The organism is Terriglobales bacterium, assembly GCA_035764005.1.
Lineage (GTDB): Bacteria > Acidobacteriota > Terriglobia > Terriglobales > Acidobacteriaceae > Gp1-AA112.
This window is the reverse complement of the sequence record DASTZZ010000025.1, coordinates 116,854-133,381: the sequence shown is the minus strand read 5'-3', so window position 1 is coordinate 133,381 and position 16,528 is coordinate 116,854. Positions and strand designations below refer to the sequence as shown.

At 55.7% G+C, this 16,528-nt stretch carries 11 protein-coding genes and 1 tRNA gene; 7 read left to right on the top strand and 5 right to left on the bottom strand.

What is annotated here, in order from left to right; genetic code table 11:
• Window positions 1–36: 36 nt before the first annotated feature.
• The 3 genes from VFU50_04585 to ftsY all read right to left on the bottom strand — a co-directional run bounded on the left by VFU50_04585 (window position 37) and on the right by ftsY (window position 3,034).
• Entirely contained in the window at window positions 37–675 is a 639-nt protein-coding gene (locus VFU50_04585; protein ID HEU5232114.1) for a riboflavin synthase, read from the bottom strand.
• A gap of 223 nt (window positions 676–898) precedes the next feature.
• A complete protein-coding gene (gene ribD, locus VFU50_04580) occupies window positions 899–2,071 on the bottom strand; it encodes a bifunctional diaminohydroxyphosphoribosylaminopyrimidine deaminase/5-amino-6-(5-phosphoribosylamino)uracil reductase RibD (GenBank protein ID HEU5232113.1) in 1,173 nt (390 codons plus the stop codon).
• 3 nt (window positions 2,072–2,074) lie between these two features.
• The gene (gene ftsY / locus VFU50_04575) at window positions 2,075–3,034 is read right to left on the bottom strand and encodes a signal recognition particle-docking protein FtsY (protein HEU5232112.1); all 960 of its coding nucleotides are present in this window, start codon (window positions 3,032–3,034) and stop codon (window positions 2,075–2,077) included.
• Window positions 3,035–3,690: 656 nt separating this feature from the next.
• On the opposite strand from ftsY, the gene VFU50_04570 reads away from it, so the two are divergent.
• Genes VFU50_04570 through VFU50_04560 form a run of 3 tightly spaced genes read left to right on the top strand, consistent with a single transcriptional unit; the run spans window position 3,691 to window position 6,103 of the window.
• Window positions 3,691–4,716 carry an oxidoreductase gene (locus VFU50_04570; GenBank protein ID HEU5232111.1) on the top strand — a complete coding sequence of 342 codons (1,026 nt, stop codon included), beginning with the start codon at window positions 3,691–3,693 and terminating at the stop codon, window positions 4,714–4,716.
• A 53-nt stretch (window positions 4,717–4,769) separates the two neighbouring features.
• A complete protein-coding gene (locus VFU50_04565) occupies window positions 4,770–5,129 on the top strand; it encodes a cupin domain-containing protein (protein ID HEU5232110.1) in 360 nt (119 codons plus the stop codon).
• Window positions 5,130–5,140: 11 nt separating this feature from the next.
• Window positions 5,141–6,103 (top strand): NADPH:quinone reductase, encoded by a 963-nt coding sequence (locus VFU50_04560; GenBank protein ID HEU5232109.1) that lies wholly within the window; start codon window positions 5,141–5,143, stop codon window positions 6,101–6,103.
• Window positions 6,104–6,256: 153 nt separating this feature from the next.
• On the opposite strand, the gene VFU50_04555 is transcribed toward VFU50_04560, so the two are convergent.
• Together VFU50_04555 and VFU50_04550 are read right to left on the bottom strand one after the other, a co-directional pair.
• Entirely contained in the window at window positions 6,257–8,752 is a 2,496-nt protein-coding gene (locus VFU50_04555) for a zinc-dependent metalloprotease (protein ID HEU5232108.1), read from the bottom strand.
• A 268-nt stretch (window positions 8,753–9,020) separates the two neighbouring features.
• Window positions 9,021–9,105, bottom strand: a tRNA-Leu gene (locus VFU50_04550).
• Window positions 9,106–9,874: 769 nt separating this feature from the next.
• Here VFU50_04550 and VFU50_04545 point away from each other — a divergent pair.
• The 4 genes from VFU50_04545 (at window position 9,875) to VFU50_04530 (ending at window position 16,295) form a co-directional block, all read left to right on the top strand.
• Window positions 9,875–10,447: a hypothetical protein gene (locus VFU50_04545; GenBank protein HEU5232107.1), complete on the top strand. Its 573-nt coding sequence runs from the start codon at window positions 9,875–9,877 to the stop codon at window positions 10,445–10,447.
• A 324-nt stretch (window positions 10,448–10,771) separates the two neighbouring features.
• Window positions 10,772–14,239, top strand: a complete 3,468-nt coding sequence (gene dnaE, locus VFU50_04540; protein ID HEU5232106.1) for a DNA polymerase III subunit alpha — start codon at window positions 10,772–10,774, stop codon at window positions 14,237–14,239.
• Window positions 14,236–15,231, top strand: a complete 996-nt coding sequence (locus tag VFU50_04535) for an acetyl-CoA carboxylase carboxyltransferase subunit alpha (protein HEU5232105.1) — start codon at window positions 14,236–14,238, stop codon at window positions 15,229–15,231. The genes dnaE and VFU50_04535 overlap by 4 nt, the downstream gene beginning before the upstream one ends.
• Entirely contained in the window at window positions 15,231–16,295 is a 1,065-nt protein-coding gene (locus VFU50_04530) for a hypothetical protein (GenBank protein ID HEU5232104.1), read from the top strand. The genes VFU50_04535 and VFU50_04530 overlap by 1 nt, the downstream gene beginning before the upstream one ends.
• Window positions 16,296–16,528: the final 233 nt, after the last annotated feature.

Genomic DNA, 16,528 nt, shown 5'->3' with positions numbered 1-16,528 from the left:
ATACGACTGCCCACTGCCTTGCGCCCAGCTGCTCCGTCAAAACCCTCTCGCTACCAACTCCTCAATGGTCCAACGCTGTCCTTTGTCCCGCTGCTTCTCCGCATACCGCGCCAGCACATCGACTTCAATATTCACCGGCTCTCCCGACGAGAGAGTATGCAGATTCGTTGCCGCATAAGTATGGGGAATGATTGCGATTGTGACGCGAGTGTCGGAGATCTTCGCAACGGTGAGGCTGATACCCTCGACCGTAACCGAGCCCTTCTCGACGATATAACGAGTGAGTGACTCAGGAACCTCAACTTCGAGCCAGCGATCTTTACTGCCGTTGCTAGTCGGACGAAGTGAAACAAGCTTGCCAGTTCCATCTACATGACCTTGCACAATGTGTCCGCCGAGCGGAGTTCCGGCTGGAGTAGGCAGTTCCAAATTGACAATGCGACCGGGTGAGAGATGTGAAAGGGAAGTGCGAGCGATCGTCTCCTGGGCGAGGTCGGCTTCGAATGAATCGGCAGTTGCTTTGAGAGCGGTGAGGCACACCCCGTTTACGGCAACGCTGTCGCCTTCCGTCAGCTTAGAGGCAAGCCTCGGAGCGGAGACACGGATGCGCATCGTGCCGCTGCTGCTAGTCAATGACTCGATAATTCCCGTTTGTTGAATCAGGCCTGTGAACATTGTTGAAGAAATCAGGTCCTACGAAACCTGGACTGAGTGGACGTAGTGGACGGAATGGACAGACCAGCAAAAACCTACTTCATCTCAGTCTACAAAGTCTACCGAGTAGTCCACTCAGTCCACTCAGTCCACCTCAGTCCACTCAGTCCACTCAATCCACTCAATCCACTCAGTCCACTCAGTCCACTCAGTCCACCTCATCAATATCGGCGCTCGCTGCCGCTTACGGTCTCCGGCTCTGTTCGCATTCGTATGGATTCTTAATGTAGCCCTCTACAGCAAAATCCTCCCCAAATCGATGCAGCAAGATCGAATGCACGCGCGCAGCCTCGCTGATGCGCGGAAATCCTGGGCCGGTGGCGAACGGTACCGAGCCCGTGCCGGCGAGAATTTTTGGTGCGTAAAACAAAAAAACTTTGTCGACCACATCTGCAGCAAGAGCTGTCCAATTCACCAGCGCACCGCCTTCGATGATCAAACTCGTGATCTCCATTTCACCAAGTTTCTGAATCACGGCGGCGATGTCGGGCCGGCCATCGAGTGCGCCAAGCTTCACTTGCTCAACGCGAATGCCACGATCTTCGAGTTCCCGCCGCTTCCTCTCTTCAGCAAACGAGCAGAAGACGATCAGATCGTCTTTAACGGTTCTTACCAGCTGCGAGTCCAGAGGCAGGCGCAGCTTCGAATCACTGACCACGCGCAACAACGGACGCCGCCTTGGCCTTCCCGTGCGATCAGTGAGCAAAGGATTGTCGGCAATCACTGTATTCACGCCAACGAGGATGGCATCCGCAGCGTGACGTAGTTCCTGAACATGCGCACGGGCCTCTGCGCTGGTGATCCATCCGCCGGCAGCGTCGCCGAGGCCCACTCCGCTGCCCGGCGGCGTGAACGGCGGAGCGATCTTCCCATCGAGCGTCATGCCAGCCTTCAACGTGACCAGCGGAGTCTTGTGGACGATGTATTTGGCAAACGCTTCGTTCAGCTTGCGCGCTTCTGCTTCGAGCATGCCTACGTACACTTCGATTCCGGCAGCGCGCAGCCGCTCGAATCCCTTTCCCGAAACGGCGGGATTGGGATCCTGCATCGCAGCATAAACGCGCACGATGCCGGCGCGGACCACAGCGTCGGCACATGGTCCGGTGCGTCCGGTGTGAGAGCAGGGTTCGAGATTCAGATACAGAGTGGCACCGCGCGCACGCTCGCCAGCTTGCTCTATGGCGAGCACCTCGGCGTGCTTTACACCGTCGTAGGTGTGAAAGCCTTCGCCTAGGATTTCGCCCGCTGCACCGACGACAATGGCGCCAACGTGCGGATTAGGAGAAGCCAGAGCGATACCCTGTCGCGCCAAATCCAATGCACGGCGCATGAACTGTTCGTGATCGTGCGCTGGCATGAGTTATGCAAAAAGGGAATCGACGAATGATTGAGAATCGAAAGGGAGCAAATCGCCGGCTTTCTCGCCCACACCGACATAACGCACGGGCAATCCGAGCTCACGGGATATCGCTACCACCACTCCGCCCTTCGCTGTGCCATCGAGCTTGGTGAGCACAATTCCAGTCACGCCGGCCGATTGTGTGAATTGCCGCGCCTGCTGCAGGCCGTTCTGTCCTGTCGTTGCGTCCATCACGAGAAGAGTTTCGTGAGGAGCCTCGGGAATCACCTTCTTCGCTGTCCGCCGCATTTTCTCCAGTTCAGCCATCAGGTTCTGCTTAGTGTGCAGACGTCCGGCGGTATCGATGATCACATAATCCGTGCCGCGCGCTTTTGCCGCGCTCAGTCCATCGAACAAGACGGCAGAAGGATCACCACCAGGTTTGGTCTTGATGACCTCAGTTCCAGTGCGAGTACCCCAGACTTCGAGCTGCTCAATGGCTGCGGCTCGGAAGGTGTCCGCTGCGCACATCAAAACGGTCTTGCCCTGCGTGCGGAACAAGCTCGCGAGCTTTCCGATAGTCGTGGTTTTGCCCGTTCCATTGACACCTACGATGAGCAAAACCTCCGGACCATCAACCTGTCGCGCCGGAACATTCGAGGAATGGTTGAGGATTGCTGCGATCTGCTCCTTCAATAAACGCTTTAACTCTTCTACGTTGCCGATCTCTTTGTGCGTGGCCCGCTCGCGCAGGCCGTCGAGGATTTCACTGGTTGTCGCCGTGCCCAGGTCGGCGGCGATGAGCGTAGCTTCGAGATCGTCCAGCGTTCTGGCGTCGATCTCTTTATTAAATGCAACGATCTCCTCGATGCGCTCGCTGAGGTTCTCGCGGGTGCGCGAGACCGCCTCTTTCATGCGATCGAGAAAGCCTGGCTTTTTGTTTTTTTCCTCGTCGAGGCTGCCGAAAAGAGTCTGAATCATGAAGAACGCCGCAAGAATTCGATTATACGTAAGCGAGTCAGAAGCGAAGCTGCGCTGGGATGCAGGCAGGGAACGGCGAGAATTGCGCGGCCGCTCGGCTTATGACTTGAGGGACACGAACGGCGGACAAAAAACCGTGGTTCTGCTGCTTGTAACTGACTGAATCTTCGTAAAGCTTTCCACATAATTTTCTTTGATTCCGTCTCGATATTCTGGTTCCATTATGGTAAAGTGGCGAGGCAAAGAAAAAGAGAATGCGGCGTCGCCGACGTAGATCCGATCCTTTGCAGGCGATGTCCGAGCTGTCCGAATGGGAGCTGTGTTCTTCACCAACTGCCAAACGAGAGTATGGAAACGAAGCGGTCAATATTTCCCCGTGGCCTCGCTGGGCGCAGCGCTTTATGGATACAGAGGGGTGATTACTAAGTAGTAATAAACGAGATGTTGGTATTTCGAATTTTTGGAATACAACATATTGCGTACAAAATTGGGGAAATAGATCACAAGTGAGCTTAAGTCGTTTCGATGACGTATTTTGCGAGATAAGGGGAGGGGGAGGGGGTACACAGGTCCAAGGCGGTTTTGCGAATCGGACGACTGCGAGCGTCTATGGCTTGATCGGATGAAACGCGTTGAATGAGAGCTTAGGCAAAAGGATGATCAACGTCGGACTTGTCGGTTTCGGCTTTGCGGGGCGTGTCTTCCATGCCCCCATCATTTCTGCAGTTCCGGGTCTCAACCTGCGCGCAATCGTGCGGAGGAACGGTGATGACGCTTCGCGAGCCTACCCAGGCGCCACTCAGGCGCGTTCGATTGACGAGTTGCTCGCAATTCCCGAGATCCAGCTTGTCGTAGTCGCCACGCCGAATACCTCGCACTTCCCGTTGGCGAAGCAATGCCTGATTGCAGGCAAGGACGTAATAGTCGATAAGCCGTTCACCACGACGTATGCCGAAGCAAAGGAGTTGGTCGATCTGGCTCACCAACGCGGACGAATGCTGACGGTCTATCAAAACCGGCGGTTCGACGGTGATTTTCGTACCATCTTTAATCTGCTCGCCGAAAAGCGGCTCGGAAGAATCGTCTTATTTGAATCGCACTTCGATCGTTATCGGCTGGAGCTGCGGCCCGATGCCTGGCGAGAGCGTCGCGAACCGGGAAGCGGAATTTTCTTCGATCTCGGCGTTCATCTCCTCGATCAAGCCTTGCTCCTCTTTGGCACGCCCGAGGCGGTAACCGCGGACCTTCGGATGGAGCGCCAGGGAGGTCAGGTCGATGATGCTTTCGACGTCCTGCTGCATTACCCACGTATGCGGGCTCTGCTCCGCGCCAGCATGATCGCCCTTGCTCCGGATCTGCGCTTCCTCGTGCGCGGTGAGAAGGCCGCGTATATGAAATACGGAATCGATCCACAGGAAGAAGTGCTCAAGCGCGGCGAGGTGCCGGGAGGTGACTCCTGGGGCAAAGAGAAACAGGAAAGCTGGGGAGTGCTGCAGTCGGTCAATGGCGCAGAGCGCGTGGAAACAGAAGCGGGAGACTACCGCCTGTTCTATCAAAATGTCCGCGATACCATATTGGGAAAATCAAAGATAGCTGTCACACACGAGCAGATGCTGAATGTGATGCGCGGAGTCGAGTTGGCGCGCAGAAGCAGCGAGGAGCGGAGGACGGTGCAGTGGTAACGGAACGGGCGGCGGTTCTGTTGGTCAGTGCCACCTGATACCCTTATTTCCCTATGAAATACACGGCATGGAAGGACGTTGAACTCGAGCAGGTGAATCCGCTGCTCGACCGACAAATCATCACAGGCGACGAGGTCATGCTCGCCCGCGTACTGCTGAAGAAGGGCTGCATCGTTCCCGAGCACAGCCATGTGAACGAGCAGGTGACCTACATTCTCGAAGGCGCTCTCAAGTTCTGGATCGAGGGAAAGGAAATTGTTGTACACGAAGGCGAGGTGCTCTGCATTCCGTCGCACGTTCCGCACAAGGCGGAAGCCATGGAGGACACGGTCGATCTCGATATCTTCTATCCGCTTCGCCAGGACTGGCTGAACAAGACCGACGGCTACTTACGGGCCGCGTCCAAAAAGTAAGTGGAGATTCGATGAAGGCGATTCGCGTTCAGCAATTCGGCGGGCCTGAGGTGTTGAAGGTTGAGACTGTTCCCGATCTGCAACCCGGTCCCGGACAGGTTCTCGTGAAGGTTCACGCTGCCGGCGTAAACCCATTCGAGACTTACCAGCGCACAGGCACCTACGCTGTTAAGCCGCAGCTTCCATACACTCCGGGAGCAGACGCGGCCGGGACAGTGATTAGCGTCGGGTCCGGAGTACAGCGTTTCCGAGCAGGCGATCGGGTGTATGTCGCAGGAAACGTGACCGGCAGCTACGCCGAACAGGTGGTGTGTCTCGAAGCGCAAGCGCATCTTTTACCGAAGAATGTCTCGTTCCAGCAAGGCGCGGCGATGGGTGTTCCGTACGGAACTGCGTATCGCGCTCTCTTCCAGAAAGCTCACGGCCTTCCTAACGAAACCATTTTGGTCCATGGAGCGAGCGGAGGCGTTGGTATTGCTGCAGTCCAGTTAGGGCGCGCGCACGGCATGACCGTAATCGGCACTGCTGGAACGGAAAAGGGAAGAACCCTGGTTCGCGACAATGGCGCACATCATGTCCTCGATCACAGCAAAGGCAGCGTCGCTGAAGAAGTAAAGAGGATTACAGACGGTCGCGGTGTGAACGTCATCCTGGAAATGCTCGCGAACAAGAACCTGGCGCAGGATCTCTCGATGCTCGCGATTCGCGGACGGATCGTAGTCATCGGTAACCGCGGCACAATTGAAATCAATCCCCGAGATGCTATGGCGCGCGACGCAATCATCCTGGGAATGACGCTGTGGAACACACCGGAAGAAGATCTCGCCAGGATTCACGCAGCGCTCGTGGCATCCCTCGAGAATGGCGTTGTGCGTCCCGTGATCGGGAAAGAACTGCCTCTCGCCGAAGCGGCACGCGCACACGAGGAGATCATGCAGCCGGGAAGCTACGGGAAGATTGTGTTGATGCCTTAAGGTTTTATTGTCATTCCGAACGCCTGCTTTTGGCGTGAGGAATCCCTATTGACTTCGAAGATGTTCGGGCTTGCTACTGTAACTATAGGGATTCCTCACTTCTGCTCACGCGAACTCCCGCGTGAGCATCCGTTCGGAATGACAATACCGATGCTAAACCGGTGGCCCTGCCGGCGCTCCTGACGGCTTCAACTTCGGCACGTTCTGCTTGGGATCGCGAATGAATGCTTCGATTCTGCGCTCAATGGCCTCTGCATTCCCAGCTTGGGACGCCTTTACGTGAGCGGAGACGCTATTTACTCCCGTCCACGCTTGGGCGCGAACTTCGGCAGTCGCGTTGTCATCGGCAGCAAGAATCATTAATCGATCGGCTAACTCGTTCTGGAGAACATCAGCAAGATCTGCATGGCCTGCCGCAGTCGGAGCAAATGCGCTTCTTACCAGAGCGGAAAGGATCTCGCTCGCAGAAGGCGAGCTGCTGTCGAAGTGATGAATGGAGTCCATGCGAGCGAGTCGCTCAGGATCGAGAAGTCCGCCGTAAACGATCTCCGCAATGGACCGTGCGCCGTCGTATGGACTGAACAAATATCCGGCGCTGGATTTGTAAGCTTCCGGATCGGGTCCCGCGTTTTCATGCTGCACCAGCGAATTCCAGATTCGGGACGGCACTTCCATATGGTCTGGGCGAAGCGCCTGCAGGCACAACTGGAGAGCCTCACGCTGGCTCTGCGGATTCCAGATTTCGAGCGGCTTTTGGCCGTCGCCGGCGACCGTGAGTGGAACCCTGGCGCTACCGATCGTGTTGATCGCCGATGCGAGCGCGTAACGGTGGAAGAGGTACACAAGAGCGAATCGGGCGGCGAATTTCGAAATGGGCTCGCCCTGGCGGAGCATCGTAGGGCTGTAAGATGCGACCAACGCGTTGCGAACTGGAAGGATTTCGCGCAGCCACGTGACTGGATCAGGACCATCGTCATAGGCGTTCCAACGCGGATCGTCGTAGTTGCCCCAGAAAATTCCCTGGCCGAGAGCCTTGCGCACGATTCCATCGAGTCGCGCAAGCTCCTGTGGATCTTCGGGCGAAACAGGCAACTGAACGCCTGTGCTGTATCCCCACTCAATCGCGAACTTGTCGTAGCTGCCAACGCCCTGCATGTACGCATCGCTCAGATCGGCGGTGCCGTCTTTGCGAATGCGGATGCGCGGGGCGAAGTAGTCCATCACCGATCCACGATCGAAGGTGCTGGTGACAAAGTTGTGCTCAAGTCCGAGAATATGTCCCATTTCATGGCAGGCAAGGAGTGCGATGCGTCGAACCAGGACTTCATCTTCCGAGAGCTGCGGATCGGCATTGTCGAGTTCTGCGAACAGGTCCATTTCGGAATCGTCGCGACCCGAAGCTGCGCCCGGCGTGACCACGTCCCAGTAGTTGTTGACCGTCCTCATGCGATGAGAGTCCAGCTGCACCACAGCATGAAGAATCTCGCCGGTGCGCGGATCGGTTTGCACCATGCCAACGGACCAGCCGCGTCCGTTGCGGTTTGTCCATTGAATCGTGGGATAGCGCACGTCGAGCGGATCAGCGCCTTCAGGCAGGTCTTCCATTACGAGCGCATTGCGAAATCCCGCCTGCTCGAATGCCTGGTTCCACCACAACGCACCACGACGCGCAGCCGAGCGCATCGGCTCGGGAATGGCACGGTCAAGGTAAAAAGTGATCGGCTTAACCGGCTCGCTGATCGCGGCGCGTGGATCCTTCTTCTCCAGTCGCCAGCGATCAATAAAGTTCTGGCTCAGCGACTGTTTGTAGCTGCGAGAGAAGTCATCAAACTGCTCGCCGAAAAATCCGACGCGAGGATCGGCAACGCGCGGCTGATATCCGGCAGGCGGAAGCGCAAGCAAAGAAATATGCTCGTGCACAGTGAGCACTCCCGGTTCTGGATTGTTCACGGCTCGACTTCCCGAATCACTGACAAACGTCAGAATGTTCTCGACTTCGGTATTCTGCGGGAAAGCGCGCGTGTGCTCCATGTCCACCGCGCTGCGCTCGCCGTCAAGTCGCCAGTTCGCACCATTCTCATTTGCAACCTGCCGAACCACTCCATTGATGGCGCGCGAAGGACGGCGCAATTGGTTCAGCAATCCAGTGGCATCGCGGACCACCAATGGATTGGCGTTTACGACCAGACTGTCTCCCTGCTCCGACTCGACGGGCAGAGCGGCGATGACCGAAGTGGGAAAGCTGCGCTCAACCGAGTGCTTCAATTCGGAACTACCGTTCTCGGCGCGGAAGCTGGTGTTCTCGGCAATGACCAACACCTTCGGTCCGGAGCGCACGAATCGGCAAAGCTGCGAGCCGCCGACGCTGCTCCGATCGGCAAACATCTCGATCGAGCCAACGCCGCTGCTCAGTCCGGTGAAATAAATGAAGTCGCCACCGAGCCGTTCGAGCGAGAGCTCGAAGAGCAGCTCACCTTTCTTCGCGTCCCAGAAGAACGGAATGAATCCGTCATTGCGCTTCAGTCCGGACAGACGGTCACTGGAAGAGTGCTGGTCATTAGCGGCCGCCTGTGGGTTGGAATGCGAATTGTTGTTTTGAGAAAACGCAAAAGCAGAAAGACAGAAGAGGAGAAGAATCGTCTTTGTCATTGCGGATTGATGTTGTCTGGAATTCTGAGACCAGCAATCCTATCAGGAAGCAGGACAGCAGAAGCAGCTCTCGACGGCCGCAAGGACCGAGTGCCGACTGCCCAAAGCCGAGTGCCGGGTTTCTGGTGCGAAAGGAGGGACTCAAACCCTCACGGTGTTACCCGCCAGATCCTAAGTTGAGCCGTTTTGCGGGCGTGAGCGAAGCGGGAGGCAGCAGGCGAAATCCTGAGGCTGTGTTGCCGAAGGATCCAGAGGAAAGAGTAAGGAATGGTGCGAAAGGAGGGACTCGAACCCTCACGGTTTTACCCGCCAGATCCTAAGTCTGGTGCGTCTGCCAATTCCGCCACTTTCGCGTTCTACGACTGATCACAGCGGTGATGCGGAAAATTGCATCTCCTGCTGTTCATTTCGGGTACCAGCAATTGTGACACATTAACGAATATCGATACCAAACAATCCAAGCATGGGTGTGCGCTCACGTAGCAATCGCCTGCATTGTTGAACACCAGGCTCTCACGGCATTTTTGAGTAACGGATTAAAATACCGTCGCTCAAAGGCGTGGGACACTGGGTTTCCGTCCGGATTTGGAGAGGATGTTTCTGATTTCACTGGCGGATTCTGGACAAATGCTCTAGAATGATTAGGCGAATAAAAAGAGAATACGCAGATGCGGAGCTTGGCATTGGTTTCTTATTTCTCATTGTTAGCCACGATGGTGGTTGTAAGTCAGTTGCTTGGCTGCATGGCACCAAAAATTGATAGGCAATACTGGACTCGGCTGACTCGTCCTCGCCTCCGGTCTGAGCTCGCGGAAAACGGCGAAACCTGGTGAGAAGGAAGTAGTGATCGCAACATATTCTGATTTCGATTTTGGAATCACAAGATGTTGTGTTCAAAATTGGGATGAATGTCGCAAAAGCAGAGTTAAAGCTTCTGGATTGAACGACTGTGCATTGGACGAGGCAGGGGGGAGGGGGAGGGGGCCCTTGCTCAGGTGATCTAGAAGCTGAAAATTGCTTGTTTCTCGAATCGCGACCGTTTCCGAAACTTTCTTGGCCGCGAGTGTTTGGCAATTTTTAGGGCGTAATGTTGCATTAGAATTTCGCTCCGTGGAGGGAACAGTGCGCAAGTCCTTGAGTGTGTTGCTGCTTTCCATTTTTGTCTTGGCTCTGCAAAGCTACGCTAAGGCTCCAAGTATTCCCGCTTTGGTACTGCAGGCAAGATACGTTGCTCTCGGGTATGAGACGGCAGAGGGATTCATTGCGGAAACTGATTTTCGTTCGTTCGCTTCCACAAAGGTTGTGCCTGACGATCGACAGGCGATCGCGAACATCTATGACTCCCTGAGTACATGGAAGCGTTACACCATCACCATCAATCCGGCCGATGCCGACCTGTTGATTGCCGTGCGCACCGGCAGGGCGGCTTCAGGCACGGGCGGAATTCGCGTTGGCGCCGGCAGCATTGATCCGACCACAGGTCGGCGAACTTCAACGAGCATCGGCCCGGTGTTCGGGGCGGAAGTGGGCCCGCCTGACGACTACCTCGCGGTATATCAAGCCGATGATGGCAGGGAGGCAGCGCGGCTCTGGGTAGCTACACAGCATGACGGACTCGTGGGCAAGAATCCGCCGCTCTTCAAGAACTTCAAGGATGAAGTTGAGGCCGCAGCGAAGAAGTCCAAGAAGCCTTAGCCGAAGCCGCGCTGAGACTTGAACTTAGTCGCCGACCTGCTCGCGGACGTCTTGCGCCGCCGCCGCACGGCAGAGAGCGACTGCTACGAACATTGCGATACACCAAATAACACCGACCCCAAACAGCAAACCCATACCTTGCTCCTGTAGTGACTTTGGGGAGGAATTGTGGGGAGAGGCGAGATTGTGCCTGTACCGTTTGAGACTGTCAAATGGAGGGTAATTCGCGCGGATATTACCGCGTTTTCCACTTACGCGCGCCGATATCCGCAGGCAGGGTTTCAGATGTTCTCCGAGTAAAATTGAGAGTAACGAGCCGTCAGAATGCCTGAGTTTACCCACCTGCATCTCCATACCGACTACTCCCTTCTGGACGGCGCGTGCGATGTAGATAAGCTGGTCAAGCGAGTCGCTGACCTTGGGCAGAGTTCGGTTGCCATGACTGACCATGGCAACATTTTTGGTGCAGTTGCCTTCCACAACGCTGCCAAGAACGCCGGCATAAAGCCGATCATCGGATGCGAGCTTTACATCTGCAAGAAAGATGACCACCGCGCAGCGCCTGAAGGGGATGAGTACAACCATCTGCTGGTGCTGGCGGAGAACGAAGAAGGCTATCGCAACCTGGTAAAGATCACTTCGGAAGCTTCGCTGCACGGCATGTATTACAAGCCTCGCGTGAGCAAGAAATTTCTCGCGCAGCACGCGAAGGGACTCATCGGTCTGTCGGGATGTCTTGCTGGTGAGCTTTGCGAAAACCTGATGGCCGGCAAATATGAAGCGGCCCGCGACACCGCCGCGATGTATCGCGACATCTTCGGAGAAGGGAACTTCTTCCTCGAGATCCAGGACCAGGGACTCGCGTTGGAAAAGCAGATTCGTCCAGATTTGCTGCGGCTCGAAAAAGAACTCGGCATTCCGCTGGTTGCCACAAACGATAGCCACTACATCTGCGGTGAAGACTCATACGCACACGAGGTCCTGCTTTGCGTGCAGACCGCGTCGTCCATTCGCGATGAGAAACGCTTCAAGTTCGACAGCGATCAGTTCTTCGTAAAGTCCGCCGACGAAATGCACCGCGTCTTTGGCGAGATTCCTGACGCGCTCAAACGCACAATGGCAATTGCAGAGCGCTGCAATGTGAAGATCGGCAAGGTGCAGAATCCGTTTCCGCGCTTCGATGTACCAGAAGGGGAAGACCTCGACAGCTATTTCGAGCAGGTCTGCCGTCAGGGTTTCGCGCGCCGACTGGAGATCATTCGCGGGCTGGAGGCGAAAGGCGAGCTGCGGAAGACCATCAGCGATTACGAGCAGCGACTCTCTCGCGAGATCGATTGCATCAAGCAGATGAAGTTCTCGGGCTACTTCCTCATTGTGTGGGACTTCATTCGTTACGCGAAGGAAAACGGCATTCCTGTCGGTCCGGGCCGCGGTTCAGCCGCCGGATCGCTGGTGTCCTATGCGATGGGTATCACCGATATTGATCCCCTGCAGAACGAACTCCTGTTCGAGCGATTCCTGAATCCGGAACGCGTGTCGATGCCTGATATTGACGTTGATTTCTGCATGAATCGGCGAGGAGAAGTTATCGACTATGTCACTCGCAAATATGGACGCGAGCAGGTTGCCCAGATCATCACCTTCGGCACCATGGCGGCGAAGGCCGCGATTAAGGATGTAGGCCGTGCCATGGAAATTCCGTATGGCGACGTGGATCGCATCGCCAAAATGGTTCCGACGACGCTCAACATCAGCATTGAGCAGGCTCTCACGGATTCTCCGCCTCTGCAGCAGGCATACGACAACGAGCCGCAGGTTCGCGAGTTGATCGATATTGCCCGCAAGCTCGAAGGTCTTGTGCGCAATTCCGGCGTTCACGCCGCAGGCGTGGTGATCGCTCCACAGCCGCTTACTGAACTAGTCCCGCTGCACAAGACAAAGAACGACGAAATCGTGACTGCCTTCGATATGAAGGCGGTCGAGAAGATCGGTCTGCTCAAGATGGACTTCCTTGGGTTGACCACCCTGACGATCCTCGACGACGGGCTTCGTCTCATCGAGCAGACACGCGGAGAGAAGCTCGATTTGCTTGCTCTTCCACTCACCGATTCAGTCACCTACCAAAAAGTCTTTCACACTGGCCTGACCTCAGGCGTGTTCCAGTTTGAATCTCAGGGAATGCGAGATGTGCTGCGTCGTTATCAGCCGACTACGGTTGAAGATCTTACTGCTCTGAACGCTCTTTATCGTCCTGGCCCAATCCAGGGCGGGATGATCGACGACTTCATCGAGCGCAAGCATGGACGCCGTAAAGTCGAATATGAACTTCCCGAATTGGAAGAGATTCTGAAAGAGACCTTGGGCGTGATCGTCTATCAAGAGCAGGTCATGCAGATCGCCAACCGTCTCGCGGGATACTCTCTTGGCGAAGCCGATCTGTTGCGCCGCGCGATGGGCAAGAAGAATCCGGAGGAGATGGCCAAGCAGCGCGATCGTTTCGTGAAGGGCGCGGTCGAGCGTGGCTTCCCGGAAAAGAAGATCGTGAAGATCTTCGATTTGATGGAACAGTTTGCCGGATACGGATTTAACAAATCCCATTCCGCCGCCTATGCGCTGCTCGCGTTTCAGACCGCATATCTGAAGACGCATTACCCGGTAGAGTTCATGGCGGCGCTGCTTACTTCTCAGGCAGGCAGCACGGACGAAGTGGTGAAGTACATCAACGAGTGTCGAGAAATGGGCATTCCGGTCGAACCGCCTGACATCAATTTCAGCGACGCCAACTTTACTCCGCATGGCAATGCAATCCGCTTCGGCCTCTCTGCGGTAAAGAATGTCGGCCGCACTGCCATTGATTCCATTCTTCAGGCACGTAAGGAGATCAGGAAGTTCTCGTCGATTTTCGAGTTCTGCGAGAAGGTCGACCTGCGTTTGCTGAATAAACGCGTGCTCGAGTCTCTGATCAAAAGCGGTGCAATGGATGCGTTCGGCACGCGTGCTCAGCTCATGGCCGGACTCGACAAGGCAATCGAGCGCGCTCAGAAAACGCAACGCGACGCCGAGATGGGCCAGCACGGCCTTTTCGGTGTTTTCCAGTCAGAGATGCCGCAGCAAGAAGACCGTTTGCCGGATGTTCCAGATTGGGACGAGCATCAGCGGCTCGCTGCCGAGAAAGAAATTCTTGGCTTCTTCATCACTGGTCATCCGATGGAGAAGTATCGCGACAAGCTGCTCGATTTGAATGCCCTCGATACGGCTGCGATCAGCGCCATGAAGCAGGGCACTGGCAAAGATGAAATTAAAGCCGCAGGAATCATCGCCGGAGTACGCGTGGTGAAGTCGCGCAAAGGCGATCTCTATGCTCAGGCAGTACTGGAAGACATGGCCGGCTCAATCGAGGCCATTGTCTTTCCCGAAGCCTACAGACGGCTGGCTGAGAAGTTGAAGATGGAGGTTCCCGTTTTGGTTTACGGCTCCGTCCGCGTTGAGGAGGGCGCCAATCCGAAGTTGGCGATTTCCAATATTCAATCGCTTGACGAAGCAAAGCCAAAGTTGCCCCGTTCCCTGCGAATTCGTCTGCCGCTTGATGCTGCTCAAACTGAAACCGTAGACGCTCTCCACAGTCTCTTCCGCGAGCGCAAGGGGGAAGCAAAGGTCTTGTTCAATTTGGAACGCCCGGGCGACTTTATGGTGGTGATGGAGGCGGACGGATATAATGTTCAAGCTGACCGGCTTTTCATTTCACGCGCAGAGGAACTCTGCGGACGTGGCAGCGTTCAGGTGATTGATTGAGCGCTACTGCCCTCAGTGCCACACCTCCTCCATTCATGGACGCAGCTACTAAGGCCAGAAAAGACATAGAAAGTATCGAGCGCCAGATATCGCATTTGGAATCTATTCCCGGCGCCGACATTCAAACCAAGCAGCAGCTCTATGAACTTCACCGCCAGATAGAAGCGCTTCGCAATCAGCTTGAGACCGTCAGCTCAGCGTGGCAAAAGACAGAACTCGCACGGCATCCGCAGCGCCCGTATTTTCAGGATTATGTAGACCGGATATTTTCGGACTGGAGCGAGATTCATGGCGATCGCCGTTTTTCAGACGATCCAGCCCTGCTTTGCGGGATGGCCCGTTTCCACGGTGAAGAGGTCCTGCTGCTCGGAACGCAGAAGGGACGCGATGCCAAGCAGCGTGTCCAGCGAAACTTCGGCATGGCGAATCCTGAAGGCTACCGCAAGGCTCTGCGCGCAATGAAGCTGGCGGAGAAGTTTCACCGTCTTGTGATCAGCTTTATCGACATCCCGGGAGCATTTCCCGGATTGGGAGCCGAGGAGCGTGGTCAGGGGGAGGCAATCGCTGTGAACCTGCGGGAAATGGCGCGGCTGCGAGTGCCATCCATTGCCATTGTGACCGGCGAAGGAGGCAGCGGCGGAGCTTTGGCGATTGCCGTTGCCGATCGTGTGCTGATGATGGAGAACTCCATTTACTCCGTGATCTCGCCCGAAGGCTGCGCATCGATCATGTGGCGCGATGCCACGAAGAAAGAAGCGGCTGCGCAGGCGATGAGAATTACCGCCGAGGATCTGCAAGAGCTCAAATGCATCGACGGTATCATTCCAGAACCGGATGGCGGTGCTCATAACGATCCCGATGCTGCCGCCGCGTTGCTCGATGAAGCCCTTCAGCGGTATCTGCGTGAGCTGAAGTCGATGCCGTGCGATCAACTGCTGGCTGCGCGCTACGATAAATTTCGCAACATCGCCCAGTTCTTCACTGAGAGCTGATGCCGAAATCCTTAGCTTCTTCTCAACCACAGCCTGCAACCGCTGACATCGTTGCCCACGCTTCCTGTCGAGTCGACCTCGCCGGCAGTACGCTCGATCTCTGGCCCTTGTATCTCTTTCACCCCGGAGCTGTGACGGTTAATTTTGCGGTAAACATTCTCACCCGCTGCCAGATCATTCCCGGTCGTGACGCTTCCATCCATTTCAAATCCATCGATACTGGCCGCGAAGATCACTTCCGCGATTTCGACGAGTTTTGCCGGGCAAAGAAAGTCCAGCATCATCTGGCCGCGCATCTCATTCATTTCTTCATGCCTGCAGGTCCGGCAAATGGCCGTGGATTCACGATAGAAACCAATTCGGAATCGCCGGCAGGGGCGGGGATCTCGGGATCGTCCGCGCTGATGGTCGCAACCGTTGCCGCTCTGGCGCGCTACAACAGACGCCAGCTCGATCGCGAACAGATTCGGCAGATCGCTCAGAACGTTGAAGCGCAACTCATCAAGGTCCCGACAGGATGCCAGGACTACTATCCCGCTCTCTATGGTGGAGTGAACGCGATTCATCTGGACGTAGATGGAATCCATCGCCAGTCAATCGCCGTCGCGCCCGAGGACATTGAGTCTCGATTTGTGCTCGTTTATACGGGAGCTCCGCGGCAATCTGGAATCAACAATTGGGAAGTATTCAAGGCGCACATCAACGGCGACAAGCGCGTGTTTCGCAACTTCCAGCAAATCGGCGAGATCGCCCGCTCCATGCATGCGGCTCTCGAATCCGGCGACTGGCCCGAAGTGGGAAGGCTGCTTGGTGAAGAATGGAAGCTTCGCCGCACGAATGCTCCGGGAATTAGCACACCGCTCATCGAGAAACTGATCGCAGCCGCAAAGCGAAAGGGAGCAGTGGCTGCAAAAGTCTGTGGAGCCGGCGGTGGCGGTTGTTTCGTCTTATTCGTTCGCGAGGGTAGTCACGATTCCGTGGCGGAGGCGATTCACAAGAACGGCGGCCGCGTGCTGCCATTTCGTGTGAATCCCGATGGAGTAACTGTCGTAAGTCAATCCTGAAGTGGGAATTGTCGGTTTTGGGAAGCGTCAGTTTTTTGGGTTGAGAGATCGATTGTTGTTGACAAAGTTCTTTCTATTCCGGAAAATTAGTTCATTCATGAGTCAGGTTTTCTCAACGCCATCGCCGAACCCGTGCCCGTCACCGGTACGCCGCGACCGCTTTGGGAAATGACTTTGTGAATAGATAAAGCGCAATCATCCCAAAGGCCCACGGTCGCAGAGACTGTGGGCCT

Excerpts from the sequence above, each read along its gene's own strand:
- VFU50_04585 (HEU5232114.1), bottom strand. The coding sequence starts at position 675 with ATGTTCACAGGCCTGATTCAACAAACGGGAATTATCGAGTCATTGACT.
- ribD (HEU5232113.1), bottom strand. The coding sequence starts at position 2,071 with ATGCCAGCGCACGATCACGAACAGTTCATGCGCCGTGCATTGGATTTG.
- ftsY (HEU5232112.1), bottom strand. The coding sequence starts at position 3,034 with ATGATTCAGACTCTTTTCGGCAGCCTCGACGAGGAAAAAAACAAAAAG.
- VFU50_04570 (HEU5232111.1), top strand. The coding sequence starts at position 3,691 with ATGATCAACGTCGGACTTGTCGGTTTCGGCTTTGCGGGGCGTGTCTTC.
- VFU50_04565 (HEU5232110.1), top strand. The coding sequence starts at position 4,770 with ATGAAATACACGGCATGGAAGGACGTTGAACTCGAGCAGGTGAATCCG.
- VFU50_04560 (HEU5232109.1), top strand. The coding sequence starts at position 5,141 with ATGAAGGCGATTCGCGTTCAGCAATTCGGCGGGCCTGAGGTGTTGAAG.
- VFU50_04555 (HEU5232108.1), bottom strand. The coding sequence starts at position 8,752 with ATGACAAAGACGATTCTTCTCCTCTTCTGTCTTTCTGCTTTTGCGTTT.
- dnaE (HEU5232106.1), top strand. The coding sequence starts at position 10,772 with ATGCCTGAGTTTACCCACCTGCATCTCCATACCGACTACTCCCTTCTG.
- VFU50_04530 (HEU5232104.1), top strand. The coding sequence starts at position 15,231 with ATGCCGAAATCCTTAGCTTCTTCTCAACCACAGCCTGCAACCGCTGAC.